Raw genomic sequence first — 16,997 nt, forward strand, 5'->3', positions numbered from 1 at the left:
ATAAAGAAATGAAAGCTTTAGTAAAAAAAGAACTAGGATTTGGGAACTTGGAAATAGTAGATGTGGAAGAACCGAAAGTCGGACCGGATCAAGTCAAAATTTTAGTGAAATACAGCGGAATATGCGGTACGGACATTCATACGTATGAAGGACATTACAAAGTGAAAGCCCCCGTTACGTTAGGCCATGAATTTTCCGGTGTAGTAGCAGAAGTCGGGGAGAATGTAACTGAATTTCAGGTAGGAGATCGGGTAACCTCTGAAACTACTTATTATATATGCGGAACATGTAAATACTGTCAGTCCGGTGATTACAATTTATGCAGCAACAGAAAAGGGCTGGGCACGCAGCAAGATGGAAGCTTTGCAACCTATTTGATTGCACGTAAAGAAAGTGTTCATAAGCTTCCTGAAAATGTAGATTTTCTATCTGCAGCGATGACGGAGCCGCTTGCATGTGCACATCATGCAGTAAAGAAAGCTACGATTCATCAAGGTGATGTCGTTTTAGTACTCGGCCCCGGTCCGATTGGTTTATTAGTCGCTCAAGTCGTAAAAGATTTAGGAGCTAAAGTTATCATAACCGGATTAAGCAATGACAAGCTGCGGCTGGAAAAGGCAAAAGAGCTTGGACTGGATTATGCCGTAAACATTCAAGAAGAAGACGTCAAACAATTAGTCAATGAATTGACGGATGGCTACGGTGTAGACGCAGTATTTGAATGTACCGGTGCTGTACCTGCTTTGAACATGGGGCTCGATTTATTGAAAAAGAAAGGCCAATTTGTACAGGTTGGCATTTATGCAAAATCTGAAATCCCTATTGATATGGAAAAAATTATTCAAAAAGAAATTGTATTTACCGGATCTCGCAGTCAAAAACCAAGCGATTGGGAGCCGTCTTTAGCCTTGATGAATGAAAATAGAGTAAATACTAAAACACTTGTAACACATCAATTCAACATTTCTGAATGGGATAAAGCATACGAAGCAATTAAAAGCGGCGATGCAATTAAAGTTATTTTAACTCCTGTTCATGAATAATCAGTTGTTCCCCACCGCATAGCAGGTGGGGATATGTCTAATGTAAGTCTTGTCAAAGGGGAAGAAGTAAAGTATTGACAAACATGTCAATAAGAAGGTGAAAAAATGATTGAGAGCATCATAGATTTTATTCTTGGACCGTATGGGAGAATGGTCAGCGATTTTTATATTGAACATCAATTTATCATAAATTCAATCGTGTTGGCGGTTGCATTTTACAAGCTTTTCAAAAATAAATCTAAAGGTGTTCGTTCGGAGCAAGATATGAAGGTTCATAACGAAAATTAAACCATGCGGGAAAGGGAATAGGAAATGAAAGCGCTAAAACTTTACGGAAAACGAGATCTGCGGTTCGAGGATGCTATTGAACCAAGGATAGAAAATGAGAACGACGTGATCATTAAAGTAAAAGCAACAGGCATATGCGGTTCAGACATTTCAAGATATGCAAAACTGGGACCTTACGTACAAGGAATGATTTGGGGACATGAATTTTCCGGTGAAGTGGTAGAAGTTGGTCCTTCTGTCTCTCATGTAAAAGCAGGAGACAGGGTTGTCGGCTGTCCTGCTTTATATTGCGGTAAATGTGAAAGCTGCAAAAAAGGGATTTTGTCCCAATGTGAAAGCTTGCATGTTATTGGAGCCTTACAGCCGGGATCCTTTGCCGAATATGTGAAATTGCCTGGGGAAAATGTGCTTTTCATACCGGACGAGATAAGCTATGACTCCGCCGCTTTGATTGAGCCGTCATCCGTTGTCGTACACGGGCTTTACCGGACATCGTTGCAGCCGGGTGACAGCGTTGCTGTCATGGGATGCGGAACTATCGGGCTTCTAGCAGTCCAATGGGCAAAAATTTTTGGAGCAAGTGAAATTTTTGCGATTGATATCGATGATCAGAAATTAAATATTGCCAAAGAAATGGGAGCGGATTTTACGATTAACCCTCTTGAAAAATCGGCATATGATCAAATCATGGAGCTGACGAATGGAAAAGGAGTAGACATTGCTGTAGAATCAGCGGGATCCCCTGTAACATCCGCCCAAGTTTTTTCATTAGCGAAAAAGAGAGGGCAGGTTGTATTTATGGGAATTCCATACGGAGACGTCCTAGTCGAAAGATTTTACTTTGAAAAAATCGTCCGAAACGAATTAACCGTATTAGGATCTTGGAATGCCATATCGTCTCCGTTTCCGGGAAAAGAATGGAAAACGACAATCGATTGTATGAGAACCGGAAAAATAAACGCTGAGGCGCTGATCACACATCGCATCACGTTAGAGGAAGGACCGAAAATGTTTGAAAAAATTTTAGAAAAAAAAGAGTTCATCGGCAAAGTATTGTTTTATCCGGAAATTAGGCTTTAATTTTCAGCCGCTGTTTGAGCTATGCGGAAAGCCTTATTCTTGCCATTTGAACTATTGTTACCTCCTTGGAGCTTCATTTGCAAAATATACAAATGATAAAAACAGCCGAACAAAGTCTAGCCTTCCTTATTTGGGAGGCATTCAGACTGTCGGCGAATGCTTTCATCCAGCGTCACTGGCCTCGTCCGCTCATGAACTTTTTTGGTTCGATTCGCATCTTCCCTAAAGATCAGTTCCTTGTCTGCCAAGCGTGTTTAAGACAGACTAAGGTGGAAAAAATCGAAATGAATAGACGCTTAAAATGATGGTAGGGCTGTCCAAAAAGTCAGGGTTAACTGACTTTTTGGAGCCATTCATTTGGTACAGTCAAAATATTCCGTTGGAGAGGTGCCCAAGTTAACTGACTTTTTGGAGCCACTTCATTTTAGGGATTTATCGGACAAACCATTTTTTCCTATCTTGTTTAATCCTTCAGAAGTCTTATGAAGGATTTTTCTGATGTTCTCTTTCTGAATTACGTTCTTCAAAAGTTTTATGATGGACATTCAGCACATACAATTGCTTCTTGTTGGACTTCATTGCCTCTATGAAGGACATTTACAAATTTTATTCGATTATTTTTGTCCTTCACAGTAGTATTCCTCCCCAATCCTTCATTTTAGGAACCCATCGGACTGTCATTTTTATATAGAGAATTTTGTTTGAATTTGCTCTGTACACCCCTTGATAACCATCCCTGTCATTATGCAGTATGTCAATCTTTCGTTTGTTTTGTCACCATAAAAATAATGGCTCATCTTTCAATACATAAGTGCTGCGTTTTGCCTTGCCAATCCATTCAAGAGGTGTTTGTGGATTTTTGGACAGTTGGATTTCATGCTTTAACTCTTACCTTTGATTGAAAATTGCCATATCAACCTTGATTTTTATTCTGAATATTTATATTAGCGACGCGGTATAAATGAGATGTTCTTTGGATAGATAATTCAAACGTTGATTATGGATTGTTTAACATTCGATCACAATTGGTAACAGGAATTGAAAAGGGGACATTGAAGAAAAATAATATGGCAATTCAAAAAACTTCCTAGATTTTTTTAAAACAGGAGGCATTGGTTGTGAAAGTTTTTCGTTTTCCAGAAAATCCACTGATTGCTCCGGACGATGTTAAACCTTTTCACCGTGGACATGAAGTAATAGGAGTTTTTAATGCTGGTGTTGCCCAGTTGAACGGCGAAGTGCTTCTATTGCTGCGCGTTGCTGAACGTCCTTGTCTGTACAGATCCAAATGTCGTGAAAATTTCTTATATCGATTTTTCTTCAGGAAAAGGAAAGCTGAAAGAGATGGAATTGCAAAAAAATGACACAAGATATGATTTTTCTGACCCAAGAATGATTTTTTACAGTGATTCCATGCATAGAGCTGCCTATGTCACATCTTTATCTTATTTTCGGCTTGCCCGCAGCAAAGACGGACGGAATTTCACCATTGATGATAAACCTTTCATGTATCCGGAAACTGAACGTGAAGCATGGGGAATTGAAGACCCAAGAATTACTAAGATTGGTGCATCTTTTTACATTCAGTACAGCGCAGTGTCGCCTGAAGGCATTGGAGTGGGGCTTGCCTCAACAACTGATTTTAAAACATGCAGGCGGCTAGGGTTAATTTTTCATCCTGAAAACAAAGATGTGGCCATTTTTCCTGAAAAAATTAATGGCAAGTACTATGCGCTGCATCGACCTGTACCGAAAGGAATCGGCAGACCGGAAATATGGATTGCTGAATCGGACAATCTTTTATATTGGGGAAATCATCGGCATTTGCTTAGTCTTAGCGAAAAAGGATGGGACAGTTGCCGCATTGGCGGGGGAGCAGTTCCGTTTAAAACCGATAGAGGCTGGTTGGCTATTTATCATGGCGCTGATCAAAACGACTGCTATTCTTTAGGTGCTCTGCTTCTAGACTTGAATGATCCTGGGAAAATGTTAGCTAAGACGGAGGAACCCATTTTAAAGCCTGAAGCGGATTATGAAATGAACGGATTCTTCGGTCAAGTTGTATTTACATGCGGAGCTTTGACGGAAAATGGTACAGTTCGGATTTATTATGGTGCATCGGATCAATCGGTTGCAGGTGCGGAAATTTCTATTGAAGAAATAATGGAAAAACTTCACAAACGTTTCATTTGAAATAGGGCAGGGCATATAAATAATTTGCTGATCTTTGTAAATGATATAATTGACGAAATACTTTTGTTATGTAAAATAATTAAAAGAATTCTTTTGAAAAGGTAAATAAAATGATGAATCCATTTGTAAAATATTTTTCCCCCGTTACACATCATTGTCAAGCATCATTGGAATTGAATATGATAAAACATCAGAAAGTCTTTGCTAGAAACAGAAATGCAAAAGTGTGGAGGGAGCTTTTGTGCGGTTGGAGAAAACGGGCATTAAGTCAAGCGCTAAGCTGCTAAAAGAATTTGAAAATGCTCCTCAGCCGATCAATCCACAAAAGTTAATTTTCAAAGGTGTAGGAAATAGGGACGTATATAATATCTCGGCGCCGTTTTTAGATGATGGGGAACTTGTCATAGCAGGTAGAGTAGAGCCTCGAAACAGCGAGCATTCAGAAGTATATTTCTTTGTAAATCGGGATGGAAAGTGGATTCCGAAAGAAGGAGCGCCGAAATTTCAGCTGCAGGATCCGTTCGTGACGAGAATTGGCGGAGATTTAGTTTTTGGCGGAGTTGAAATTTTTCCGCATCCCACTTTTAAAAGCTCACTTTGGTGGAGAACGCTTTTTTATAAAGGGAAGAATATTGCAGATTTAGAAAAATTCGCTAAAGGTCCTGAAGGCATGAAGGATATCAGAGTGATCGAATTAAAAGACGGATCAATTGGAGTGTTGACGAGGCCTCAAGGCGAGAAAGGCGGTCTCGGCAAAATTGGGTTTATCCGAATACCGACTCTTGATGATCTTAATCCCGAAAATCTCGAAAAAGCCACGCTTTTAGAGGGGCAATTCACGGATGAAGAATGGGGAGGAGCAAACGAACTGCATTTGCTTTCAAACGGTCTGATTGGTGTACTCGGACATATAGCAAGCAAAGATGAACAAGGGAACCGCCATTATTATCCGATGGTGTTTGTATTAGATCCTGATACAATGAAATTTTCTGATATGGAACTAATCGCAACGAGATCCCATTTTTTGAAAGGCGCTGCCAAGCGGCCTGACCTTGTCAATGTAGTTTTCAGCGGCGGTTTAATCAGAAAAGGGGATGGAACAGCTGATCTATATGTAGGCACCAGCGATGCAGAAGCGCAAAAAATTACCATTGCTGATCCGTTTGTGAAGTATGAAAAATAAGGAAGATTGCAAAATAAAAGGTTCATCATCAAAAGGCGGGGGTGACAAATTTTCTTCCCGTTTCTAGGCGGATACGAAAGAAAAGATGTGCGTTGTTTCGGTATCCATCCCCCCTTTTTGATGAGTTTTATTTTATTTTTTCCCAAAGCAAATGGGACAAAGAATGCATGGAGGTGCTGCTTGGGTTGGAAAAACAGCAGGCACTTCATCAGAAGGAATAGAAACCATAAAAAAATGGTAATGGCAGAATAGATTTGATAAACTGGTTTGTTTAGTCAACAATTACGATATCAGAGTTTTCGCTTTTTTTATACCTATTAATAGAAAAATTATTCATTTTATATTAACAACCCCAAGTATGGTGAGAAATAAAATAAAACCCAGATTATCCACATGGAATGGAATAATCTGGGTTTTGAGATTTTCTTAAGCTTTTATTTGTACTTTATCATTCAGCTCTCTATTCGCTCCATCTTTTACAGACCAAATAGCTACGAAGCTGATCAATGCAGCGAAAATAATATAAATGGCAACAGGAATGTAGGAATTATTAAATTCCACCAATAAAGCGGTTGCAATTAACGGTGCGGTCCCTCCGGCAACTGCAGCCCCAAGCTGATAGCCTAGAGATATTCCCGTATATCGAACCTTGGCCGAAAAAATTTCTGAAATCATTGTGCCGAGAACTGCATTCACAGATCCCCAAATAATGCCTAGGCCGATCACCGTTGCTAAAATTAATAAAAACACCGAATTTTGTTGAAGCATCCAAAAATATGGGAACGCATATAAAATAGTGAGTATAATTCCGCTAATATAAATCGTTTTTCGTCCGATTCGATCTGATAAGCTTCCGACGAGCGGAATGACGATTGTAGCTACGATAGAGCCTATCAGTACAGCATTTAATGCATCTGTATTATCAAAATTCAAAGTTGAAGTGGCATACGATACAATAAACGTACCGAATATATAAAACGGTGCAGTCTCCACGACTTTTGCACCCATCGCAATTAAAACCTCTTTCCAATGGTAGCGAAGAGTGTCTACCAATGGAATTTTAGCAACCTCTCCTTCTTGTTGAGCTTTTTTAAAGGCAGGCGTCTCATCAATTCCTTTTCTAATCCACAGCCCGAAAATTACAAGCAATGCACTTAACAGAAATGGAACACGCCAGCCCCATGACATAAATTGATCATGCGGCAAAAGTGACATAATTGAAAGGGCAAGGGTGCCTAAAATCAATCCTAAAGAAATTCCCATTTGAGGTACACTTCCAAAAAAACCTCTATTATTTTTTGAAGCATATTCAACAGCTAGTAAAACAGAGCCTCCCCATTCTCCGCCAAGAGCTAAACCTTGTATGAAACGCAACAGAGTCAAAAAGATAGGAGCCCAAATTCCGATCACTTGATACGTAGGCATTACCCCCATGCCAAATGTGGCAATTCCCATTAAGCTAAGGGTTAAAACCAATGTTTTCTTTCTTCCTAACCTGTCGCCAATATGGCTGAAAATAATTCCGCCAACAGGTCTGAGGAAAAACGCTAAAGCAAAAGAAGTATAGGCAATTAATAATCCGACTGTAGGGTCTTCATTAACAAAAAACAATTGGTTAAAAACTAATGATGCAACTGTTCCATAAAGAAAGTAGTCAAACCATTCAATCGCACTTCCTACTAAACTGGCAATCAATATTTTCCATTTACCCTTGACCATGGCTTTCTCCCCTTCTTTAAATTTTTCGTTATAAATCGAATTGTTTAAACGCTTTCATTTTCACGAAGCTTTCAGTTCATTTAGAGCTTTGTCTGCCTCCTTTCATTTTATTAAATTTTCTGACAACAGATAAACAGGTCATCTGATGACCGGAAAATAGAAATATCTTTTTTTATATTAACATAAATGACATTTTTGTAAAAAGTATCTTTTTAAAAAAATTCCATTTCACGAATTATTTAACTAAATACGTAAAAAAAGCAGATCATCCAACGTCCGATCTGCAAATAAAAACTAGCATCCATGACTGCTGAATGCTTTAAGAAAACGATTTGATTATTTCAGCACAATCATCAGCAGTGAATGAAATATAACAGAAAAAGCAGCCCATTGCAAAAAGAGTGGAGCTAAAGGCTGAACTTAGAACGGCTTGAATGAATCAGCATTTATCCCGGTTTTAGCAAGCAGCAGTTTAAGGACTCACATTTTATGTTTTCAAAGAAAAAAAGCGCCTCCGTGGAGAGCGCTTTTTTTCTTTGAAAAGATTTTTTGGAAAGGAGTGTTTCCGATGTTCAGAGGTTTAAAATTAGCAATTCACTTTCGCATCACTTCTTGATTTATTAAATTGGGCGGACATAATCCTTTCAGCCCCTTTATTAAATTTTCCGCCGCCAGTTTTGCCATTGCATACCGCGTTTCATAAGTTGCTGAGCCGATATGCGGTAATGTGACGACATTATTCATTTTTAACAGAGGGTGATCTTTCGGGACAGGTTCTTGTTCAAATACATCAAGCCCGGCACCTAAAATGAGGTTGTTTTGGAGCGCGTAAATAAGGTCTTTTTCGTTGACGGTCTGGCCCCTTGAACCGTTGATGAAAATGGCGCTTCGTTTCATCAATTGAAATTGTTTTAGCCCGATTAAATGCTTTGTTTCTGATGTTAACGGCGTCATGAGGCAGACAAAGTCTGATTGTTTTAGTAAGTCCTCAAGCTCGCAATAGATGGCATGAAATTGTTCCTCTGCCTTTTGATTGCGGGATCGGTTATGATATAAAATGTTCATGCCAAAACCGAAATGTGCTCGTTTGGCAATGGCGGTGCCGATTTTCCCCATGCCGATAATCCCAAGTGTTTTATGGTGAACGTCAACACCAAATAAATTTTCTCCAATCGGAGCTTCCCATTTGCCTTCTTTTACGTAACGATCTAACTCCGCCATTCTTCTAGCTGTTATAAGGAGCAGCCCAAAAATTGCATCAGCCGTTGTTTCATTTAAAACATCAGGTGTATTGGTTGCCATAATGTTTCGTTTCGTTAATTCCTGAATGTCTAAATTGTCATATCCAACGGAAACATTGCTGACAATTCGCAATTTTGGAGCTTGCTTTAAAAAATGCTGATCGATTCGCATTCCTGCGCCAATAATCCCTTCAGCGTCATGTAAGTCATGCAGAAATATAGAATAGTCTTCACTGTCGGGGTAATATTTGATCTCACATACTTGTTTCAAGCTGTTTAAAATATCTTCAGGCAATTTTTTATATACTATCACCTTTGGTTTCATGTTTTTATCCTCCAAAAATATATTTTACATCAAGGCGGAATCTATTATGGAAGAAATTGTGCTGCACGTATTCTAAAGGTGTCTTTTATGTGAGAAAAATGGAAGTAAGCGATTGACCGATCTAAAGTTTGAGCATGGAGATTTTCCCAATTGTTATCTAGGAAAACAAAGAAGGTTATCAAGGCTGCTTGTCCACAAAACCTCTTTTGATTTTGCAATTTACCTCTTAACGGCGCGTTAACAATACAGGCTTGAGAGCTTTCCCGCTTTTGGATCAGTTTCATAACATCTAATACAAGTTTGTCGGAGCACAGTTATAAATGGGCGCAGCGATTCAAACGTCTTGGACGAGTTTGTCTGTTTGCTGAAAGGATGATTTTCTCACTAGGCGATATGTTCTAGTGTCCCTGTCAGCTGAAAAACAACTTAAAACCTAAAAGCGCTCTTCTCCGTAATCAGGACTTCTGGACATTAGCACTATTTCATGCGTTTTTTTCAATACGTTTTCGGCAATTTCATGCCCTTCAATTTTTCCTCCGTGTGTTGATTGAGAAGCAGCAATTTGTCATTCATAGATTGAAAGATACTATTCTTCAAAAATCGGTTCTTTCTACTAAATCATGTTAGTTCATTCGGAGGATGTATTTATGACCCACCCATATTATAATCAATCTGGATATTGATGGGATAGGAGGAATATTCATAATGAAAAAGAACTTCATAATAGGTGCAATAGCTGTTGTCTTAATACTTTTTGGTTTTGCTAGTTTTGGAGCAGCTCCGAAAAAAGCAGCAGGTCTTTCTCTTTTTCAATACAAAAGCGGCTATTTTACCAATTATGTCGAAACGCCAAGCTATCAAGAAAAGTGGACGAGCAGCACAAAAAAAGTCTCCATCTCATACGGACGCATTGAAGCTTCAAGTGCAGCAAAAGGAACATTTAAGCTGTATATACAAATTAAACAAAATAATAAAGGAAGCTGGAAAACGATCAAAACGATCAATGCCAACAAAAACGGCACAACCCGTTTCGATTCACCGAAATTTTCACCAAAAGATCGTTACAGATTCAAGCTCGTTAACGAAGGAACCAAAAAGAAAGTTACGTATAAATTGACATGGGCAACAACAGGATCTAAGAAGTGATGAGGAAATATTTCTTCATCACTTTTTAGTTGATGAAAACTATCCGCCGCCCAATATTTTGCGAACACAACCGTAGAATATTGAGAAAAGAAGCCAGCCTTTTAATCTAGTTAAGCCGAGGTCTTCTCTCGATTTCAATTTTAAGTCCTTGTGCCACTATAATAGACATGAATTCCAAACAAAGATTCTCTTCGGTGTGCATTTATTTATTTGGCTGCGGTGTGCCAAGCTGATCATCAATCGGATATTCAGTTTTTAGTATCTTAATAAAATTCGCTGCACTTTTAGACAGGTACCGATTTTTTTCGAAAATTATCGATGCTTCAGCTGTAATGGATGAATCCTCAATTTCCAGCATTTGAATGTTTGGAATTTGAAAATTGGAAACGGCAGATTTTGGGACAATCGTTGCACCTACACCTTCTGCAACTAATGATAAAAGAATCGTTACATCAGGACACTCGCATAAAATTTTTGGTTCAAATCCATGCCGTGCGCATTCATTCACAACCATTTCATACTGGCCTTTCCCGCTGATTCGGTGTAATAGAAGCAAAGGCATTTCTTTTATATCTTTCATTTGAATAGAATGATGTTTATAATTCCAATGCTGCGGGATGACGGCCACATATGGATCGCTTGGCAGTTTTATTGTTTGATATTCATCGGTATCAATGGGCAATCGTATAATCCCTACCTCTATTTCTCTGCTTTTTAAAAATTCACTGATTAAGAATGTATCTCCTTCTCTTAAATGGAATTTGACATTGGGGAATTTCTCAAGAAGCTTCCGCATTGTTTTGGGTAAATAGGAAAAGCATGATTTCACACATCCTATTGATAATGTGCCTTTCGTTCCATCGTTTATTTCTTGGACTTCCAAAATCATATCATTCAATTGATGAAGGAGCTGTTTCGTTTTTTTGTAGAAAATTTTTCCGGATTCCGTTAATTCAAGTTTTTTTCCGTTCCGTTCTAATAAAATGACTCCAAGCGTTTCCTCCAATTGCTTCAACTGGTGACTTAAAGGCGGCTGCGCCATATGCAGCTTTTTCGCCGCGCGTGTAATTTGTCCTTCCTCGACAATCGCTGCAAAATATTTCAGCTGTTTAATGTCAATCAATCTAATCACCTCATGTGAAGGTGCATATTTTTTTTATATACAAAACCAATTTTTTTTATATTTTTCATATATGATATCATATGTTATATTATTTTTGAAGATTCAAAAAAGTAAATCGAATTGTGGATGAAAAAATCTATTTAAGGGGGAATGAAGATGCCTGCAAAAACTGGCAAAGAGTATATTGAGCGTTTGAAGAAAGCGAAAAGCAGCGTTTACATTCATGGGGAGAAAGTAGATGACGTCACGGAGCATCCTGCATTTAAAAATGTGATTCAATCAATGGCAAAGCTTTACGATCTTCAATACGAAAAAGCTGATAAGATGCTATATACTTCACCAACAACAGGAGAAAAAGTCGGTATAACATTTATGCAGCCTACCACAAAAGAAGAACTGATTGCAAGACGCGAAGCAATACAGGAATGGGCTCGAACTTCCGCCGGAATGATGGGGCGGTCTCCGGATTATTTAAATGCTGAAGTGATGGCAATGGGAATAGCGAATGATCTGTTCGCAGAAGATGATCCAATGTATGCGGAGAACGCAAGAAAATATTATGAATATGCGAGAGAAAACGATATTTCTTTAACACATACCCTTATACATCCGCAGATTAATCGCTCTAAAGCTCAGCATGAGCAAAAGGATGCAAATGTTTCCTTGCATTTAGTCGAGAAAAATAAAGATGGAATTATTGTTGATGGTATTCGTTTGTTGGCTACGCAAGGCGGCATAACGGATGAAATATTAGTTTTTCCTTCAACAGTTAAAAAATCAAGTGAAGGGGATGACCCGTATTCATTAGCTTTTGCAATTCCAAATAATACTCCAGGCGTAAAAATTTATTTGCCGCGAAGCCTTTGACTATGGAAAAAGTCATTGGGATCATCCGCTCGGGTCGCGATTTGAAGAAGGAGATGCTATTGTTTCATTTGAAAACGTTTTCGTTCCTTGGGAACGGGTATTTGTCTGTGGCAATTCTTCCATTTGCAACCGAACCTTCCGTGAGACGAATGCCGTTGTCCACATGTCGCATCAAGTAGTTGCCAAAAATGTAGTGAAAACTGAATTTATCCTTGGAGTTGTCCTTCTAATTATGGAGGCTATTGGAATTGAACAGTTTCAGCATGTAAAAGATAAAGGAACAGAAATTATGCTGACTCTTGAGACAATGCGCAGTCATTTATATCGTGCAGAAAATAATGCAAAGCTTGATAAATGGGGAACAATGACGCCGGATTTTGCTGCGCTTGATGCTGCTCGAAATTGGTATCCAAGAATTTACCCTCGTTTAGTGGAAATCTTAAGGATTCTTGGCGCTTCTGGATTAATGGCCATTCCCGACAGAAGCTGATTTTAATAATGAAGAAATCAGCGATATTGTCAGAAGAGCGATGCAAGGAGCAAATATTGATGGATATGAGCGCGTTCAGTTGTTCCGTTTAGCTTGGGATATTACAATGAGCGCATTTGGAAGCCGTCAAACTCATTATGAATATTATTTCTTTGGAGATCCGGTCCGCATGGGTATGGTCTATTTTGACGGGTACGAAAAAGATTATTTCAAAGACTTGGTTCGTGAATTTTTAGGAACTACAAAAGTAACAACTGTTTAACAAACAATAAATGAAGGTGCCACACGTTAATTGTGAAAGCGATCATGACAGCATAGCGAGTTGAATTTGACTTAATATACAATATCATATATGATTATAGCAAACTATATTTTTCTGAAAATTTTCTATTCTCGGGGGAATTTAATAGGGAGGGACTTTCAAGATGGTAGATTTTAATATTATTCGTTGTGCAAGGGCGGTACTGTTGGTGACAAATTTGGAGGCTTCACGCGATTTTTATGAAAACGCTTTAGGATTCGTTGTGACAGAGGCTGATGAAAACCATTTATATCTCAGAGGGTATGAGGAACATAATCATCACAGCCTGGTGTTGAAAAAAGCAGAGCAGCCTGGTGTGGAAGCGATCAGTTACAAGGTTTATTCCGATGAGGATTTAAACAAATTATATGACTATTTTCAACAAAAAAATATGAATCCAAAATGGATAGAAAATCAGCATGCAGTTGAAAGGGCTTTCCGTGTGCAGGATATTTCAGGTCTTCCAGTTGAGTTTTTTGCCAGAATGGACACGGTTGAAAGGCTGCTGCAAAGATATGACTTATATAAAGGAGCAAGAATACAGAGAATTGACCACTTTAATTGCATGGTGCCGGATGTACAAAAAGCATATGACTTTTACGTAAAAGAGCTGGGGTTTGCGTGCTCTGAGTATACCGAAACAGAAAATAATGAATTATGGGCTGCATGGCTACATCGAAAACCTAATGTGCATGATTTGGCGTTTATGAATGGAAACGGCCCTCGTCTTCACCATATCGGCTTTTGGCTGTCGGATCAACTTAGTCTCATTCATGCCTGTGATGTGTTAGCGGCTATGGGATATGCGAAAAATATAGAAAGAGGCCCTGGACGTCATGGTCTTTCAAACGCATTTTTCCTCTATTTGCGTGATCCAGATGGACATCGAATTGAATTATACAATGGAGATTACTTGACAAGCGATCCGGATTTTCTGCCGATTCGCTGGGATATAAATGATCCAAGACGCCAAACATTTTGGGGGCATGAAGCACCGGACTGCTGGTTTAATGAAGCATCACAAGTATTTGATATTCATAGCGGAGAGTTAGTTGAACTAAAAGAACCAAGTGTGCAAAAGCTAAAACCTGATTTTGTCATTTAATTTTAAGTAAGAAAAGAGAGGTAGCGATGAAAAGAAAATTGTTTATTAATGGAAGTTGGGTAGGAGCAGAGCATTATGCTCCTCTTTCCTCTCCATATAATAAAAAAGTAATTGCAGAAATTCCAATTGCTTCAGAAGCTGACGTTGAAAAAGCGATCGAAGCCGCACATAACGCCTTTCTGAAAATGGCGAAAATGCCAAAGCATGAACGCGGACATATTTTGGAAAAACTGGTGATGCTTTTAGATAAGAGGAAAGAGGAAGCGGCAGAAATTATTGCAAAAGAGGCGGCGAAGCCAATCAAAACAGCATTAGAGGAAGTGCAAAGAACCATTCAAACATACAAATTTTCGGCTGAAGAAGCAAAAAGAATTCATGGGGAGGCACTATCTTTAGATGCGGCGCCCGGAGGGGAAAATCGGACTGCCTATACGGTTCGTGAACCGATCGGTGTAATAGGAGCTATCACTCCGTTTAATTTTCCAATGAATCTAGTTGCGCATAAAGTAGGACCGGCCATTGCCTCCGGAAATACGATTGTCTTAAAGCCGGCCTCCCAAACACCGTTATCTGCTTTCTTTATAGCTGAATTATTGCAGGAAGCAGGACTGCCTGATGGTGCATTGAATGTTGTAACAGGAAGCGGCAGCATCGTTGGCAATAAAATCGTAGAAGATGAGCGGGTTAAAATGATCACGTTTACGGGAAGCCCGCAAGTCGGAAAAGAGATCAGAAATAAAGCAGGCTTGAAACGCGTCACGCTTGAGTTAGGTTCCAACTCGGCTTTGATCGTAGATGAAGGAATCGATGTTAAAAGCATCATTCCAAGATGTGTTAAAGGGGCTTTTTCTAATCAAGGGCAAGTATGCATCTCGCTGCAAAGAATTTACGTACATGAACATGTATATGATGAGTTTGTCAATGCATTTGTGAAAGAAACGGAAAAACTGACAACAGGAGATCCGCTGGATTTTCAAACAGATGTTTCAGCGCTGATTTCCGAACATGATGTAATCCGTGTCATCAGCTGGATCGAAGAAGCTAAAAAAACAGGTGCAATAGTTGCAACAGGGGGAAATGCGAAAGGAAATATTGTCGAACCAACGGTTTTACTCAACACAAAACCTGATATGAAAGTTTCCTGTCAAGAAATTTTCGGCCCTGTAGTGTTAATCGAAAAGGTTTCATCGATTGAACAGGCTGTTGAGTATGTAAATGATTCCCGGTATGGACTGCAGGCAGGGATTTATACAAAAAATATCCACCATGCTTTATATGCGGCTGAAGAGCTAAAAGTAGGCGGTGTAATGATTAATGATATCCCGACGTTCCGAGTCGATCATATGCCATACGGCGGAGTGAAAGAGAGCGGAATGGGGAGAGAAGGAATTAAATATGCGATTGAAGAAATGACGGAGCTAAAATTAATCGTGATAAATCGGCAAGTATAAATAAACGTAGGAAGAGGTGTGTAACATGGATGATCGCACGTTTCGAAATGCGATGGGGAAGTTTGCGACAGGAGTCACTGTCATTACGACTGCCATAAATGGGGAAGTACGCGGAATGACGGCAAATGCATTTATGTCTGTCTCTTTAGATCCTAAACTAATTCTCATTTCAATTGGAGAAAAAGCAAAAATGAATGAAATCATTAAGCAGACAGGAAAATTTACAGTAAATATTTTGTCTGAAGAACAACAAGATTTATCGATGCTTTTTGCCGGTCAATTAAAAGAGAAACAAAATGTTACTTTTGATTGGGTCGGTGATCAACCAGTGCTGCCCAATTCGTTAGCAAATATTTTATGTGACGTATACAATACACATGTTGCCGGCGACCACACTTTATACATTGGAAAAGTGACTGACATTTATATGAAGGAAGGTGCCCCATTGTTATTTTTTGAAGGAAAATATAGAAATTTGGCTAGTCATGCCAACGCGGGGTGAATGGATGGAAGTCGTTTATATTAACAATTCCAAAGTATTAGCGGAATGCAAACCCGAGCCGTGTGTCATGGCAGTCGGCTTCTTTGATGGAGTGCATTTAGGACATAAGAAAATCATTGAAAAAGCGAAAGAAATTGCGCAAGTAAAAAAACTAACATTTGCCGTGATGACATTTTTTCCGCATCCAAGTCAAGTCATTGAAACGGATAGAAAAGTTATCTCCTATCTGTCGCCGCTTCCTTCCAAAATGGAAATCTTTTCACAATTAGGGGTAGAGAAACTGTATATTGTAAAATTCGATAAAAATTTTTCTGAATTATCCGATGAAGATTTTGTTAATCAATACTTAAAAGGCTTGATGTGCAAACATGTCGTTGCCGGCTTCGACTTTACGTATGGTTTTAAAGGAAAAGGGAATATGGAGAAGCTGAAAAACGTTGGAACGGGATTTTTTGATGTGACGACCATACCGAAAATCCAATATAAACAAGAAAAAATAAGCTCCTCCATGATTCGGAAGCTGCTAGAGTCAGGCCTTGTAAGTGAAATACCTCATTATCTTGGAGATTATTATCGTGTTTCATGTTTAGTGAAATCGATGGAACGAGGGGATGCTGACAACAATTTTATTTTTAAAGCGCAAATCGATCAGGATTATTTCCTGCCTAAACCGGGAATTTATAAAATCCAAATAAAATTCAATGAGACATTTTACAACGGTTTATGCAATATAACGAACAAAACATTAAAACCTTACTTATTTGACGGTGTTATTGACGGATTGGATAGAATAGCAGAAAAAAATAATGTCCAATTGAGGTTCATAGAACAATTGCTTGATCAACCAGTTGCTGCTGCTTATGATCTTTTTAGCCGAACAGTCATATAATAATTTATAGTTGAAATCATATATGATTATATATATAATAAAAATAAATTA

General features: G+C 38.8%; 12 protein-coding genes and 2 pseudogenes. 11 read left to right on the top strand and 3 right to left on the bottom strand.

Annotated elements, in window-relative coordinates; translation table 11 throughout:
- Nucleotides 1-8 precede the first annotated feature (8 nt).
- From ACVIJU_RS03580 to ACVIJU_RS03600, 5 genes and pseudogenes are all read left to right on the top strand, one after another.
- Nucleotides 9-1,043 carry a zinc-binding dehydrogenase gene (locus ACVIJU_RS03580; protein WP_063388865.1) on the top strand — a complete coding sequence of 345 codons (1,035 nt, stop codon included), beginning with the start codon at nt 9-11 and terminating at the stop codon, nt 1,041-1,043.
- Nucleotides 1,044-1,148: 105 nt separating this feature from the next.
- Complete coding sequence (locus tag ACVIJU_RS03585) at nt 1,149-1,331, top strand: hypothetical protein (protein ID WP_066251194.1); 183 nt, start codon at nt 1,149-1,151, stop codon at nt 1,329-1,331.
- Nucleotides 1,332-1,355: 24 nt separating this feature from the next.
- A complete protein-coding gene (locus ACVIJU_RS03590; protein WP_063388863.1) occupies nt 1,356-2,411 on the top strand; it encodes a galactitol-1-phosphate 5-dehydrogenase in 1,056 nt (351 codons plus the stop codon).
- A gap of 1,118 nt (nt 2,412-3,529) precedes the next feature.
- Nucleotides 3,530-4,604, top strand: a pseudogene (locus tag ACVIJU_RS03595) (BtaManbiosPhlase).
- 241 nt (nt 4,605-4,845) lie between these two features.
- Complete coding sequence (locus ACVIJU_RS03600) at nt 4,846-5,787, top strand: MTP-1 family protein (protein WP_063388861.1); 942 nt, start codon at nt 4,846-4,848, stop codon at nt 5,785-5,787.
- A gap of 426 nt (nt 5,788-6,213) precedes the next feature.
- Here the strand turns inward: ACVIJU_RS03600 and ACVIJU_RS03605 are convergent, their stop codons facing one another.
- Together ACVIJU_RS03605 and ACVIJU_RS03610 are read right to left on the bottom strand one after the other, a co-directional pair.
- Entirely contained in the window at nt 6,214-7,506 is a 1,293-nt protein-coding gene (locus tag ACVIJU_RS03605; RefSeq protein ID WP_456687260.1) for an MFS transporter, read from the bottom strand.
- A 594-nt stretch (nt 7,507-8,100) separates the two neighbouring features.
- Entirely contained in the window at nt 8,101-9,072 is a 972-nt protein-coding gene (locus tag ACVIJU_RS03610; protein ID WP_456687261.1) for a 2-hydroxyacid dehydrogenase, read from the bottom strand.
- Between the two features lie 705 nt (nt 9,073-9,777).
- Here ACVIJU_RS03610 and ACVIJU_RS03615 point away from each other — a divergent pair.
- On the top strand, nt 9,778-10,218 hold the full coding sequence (locus ACVIJU_RS03615; RefSeq protein ID WP_339193471.1) for a hypothetical protein: 441 nt from the start codon (nt 9,778-9,780) through the stop codon (nt 10,216-10,218).
- Between the two features lie 202 nt (nt 10,219-10,420).
- Here ACVIJU_RS03615 and ACVIJU_RS03620 read toward each other — a convergent pair whose 3' ends face one another.
- Complete coding sequence (locus ACVIJU_RS03620) at nt 10,421-11,341, bottom strand: LysR family transcriptional regulator (RefSeq protein ID WP_456687262.1); 921 nt, start codon at nt 11,339-11,341, stop codon at nt 10,421-10,423.
- A gap of 156 nt (nt 11,342-11,497) precedes the next feature.
- Between ACVIJU_RS03620 and hpaB the strand changes: the two are divergent.
- The 5 genes and pseudogenes from hpaB to ACVIJU_RS03645 all read left to right on the top strand — a co-directional run bounded on the left by hpaB (nt 11,498) and on the right by ACVIJU_RS03645 (nt 16,946).
- Nucleotides 11,498-12,960, top strand: a pseudogene (gene hpaB, locus ACVIJU_RS03625) (4-hydroxyphenylacetate 3-monooxygenase, oxygenase component).
- A 163-nt stretch (nt 12,961-13,123) separates the two neighbouring features.
- Complete coding sequence (hpaD, locus tag ACVIJU_RS03630) at nt 13,124-14,104, top strand: 3,4-dihydroxyphenylacetate 2,3-dioxygenase (protein WP_063388855.1); 981 nt, start codon at nt 13,124-13,126, stop codon at nt 14,102-14,104.
- Between the two features lie 26 nt (nt 14,105-14,130).
- On the top strand, nt 14,131-15,555 hold the full coding sequence (locus ACVIJU_RS03635; RefSeq protein ID WP_456687263.1) for an aldehyde dehydrogenase family protein: 1,425 nt from the start codon (nt 14,131-14,133) through the stop codon (nt 15,553-15,555).
- Nucleotides 15,556-15,580: 25 nt separating this feature from the next.
- Complete coding sequence (locus tag ACVIJU_RS03640; protein ID WP_456687264.1) at nt 15,581-16,057, top strand: flavin reductase family protein; 477 nt, start codon at nt 15,581-15,583, stop codon at nt 16,055-16,057.
- 4 nt (nt 16,058-16,061) lie between these two features.
- Nucleotides 16,062-16,946 (top strand): adenylyltransferase/cytidyltransferase family protein, encoded by an 885-nt coding sequence (locus ACVIJU_RS03645; RefSeq protein WP_456687265.1) that lies wholly within the window; start codon nt 16,062-16,064, stop codon nt 16,944-16,946.
- Nucleotides 16,947-16,997: the final 51 nt, after the last annotated feature.

This window comes from Aeribacillus sp. SP014 (assembly GCF_054055575.1).

What these genes read in the sequence shown, in the direction of transcription:
- ACVIJU_RS03610 (WP_456687261.1), bottom strand. Translation starts at nt 9,072, where the DNA reads ATGAAACCAAAGGTGATAGTATATAAAAAATTGCCTGAAGATATTTTA.
- ACVIJU_RS03615 (WP_339193471.1), top strand. Translation starts at nt 9,778, where the DNA reads ATGAAAAAGAACTTCATAATAGGTGCAATAGCTGTTGTCTTAATACTT.
- ACVIJU_RS03640 (WP_456687264.1), top strand. Translation starts at nt 15,581, where the DNA reads ATGGATGATCGCACGTTTCGAAATGCGATGGGGAAGTTTGCGACAGGA.
- ACVIJU_RS03585 (WP_066251194.1), top strand. Translation starts at nt 1,149, where the DNA reads ATGATTGAGAGCATCATAGATTTTATTCTTGGACCGTATGGGAGAATG.
- ACVIJU_RS03635 (WP_456687263.1), top strand. Translation starts at nt 14,131, where the DNA reads ATGAAAAGAAAATTGTTTATTAATGGAAGTTGGGTAGGAGCAGAGCAT.
- hpaD (WP_063388855.1), top strand. Translation starts at nt 13,124, where the DNA reads ATGGTAGATTTTAATATTATTCGTTGTGCAAGGGCGGTACTGTTGGTG.
- ACVIJU_RS03590 (WP_063388863.1), top strand. Translation starts at nt 1,356, where the DNA reads ATGAAAGCGCTAAAACTTTACGGAAAACGAGATCTGCGGTTCGAGGAT.
- ACVIJU_RS03605 (WP_456687260.1), bottom strand. Translation starts at nt 7,506, where the DNA reads ATGGTCAAGGGTAAATGGAAAATATTGATTGCCAGTTTAGTAGGAAGT.
- ACVIJU_RS03580 (WP_063388865.1), top strand. Translation starts at nt 9, where the DNA reads ATGAAAGCTTTAGTAAAAAAAGAACTAGGATTTGGGAACTTGGAAATA.
- ACVIJU_RS03645 (WP_456687265.1), top strand. Translation starts at nt 16,062, where the DNA reads ATGGAAGTCGTTTATATTAACAATTCCAAAGTATTAGCGGAATGCAAA.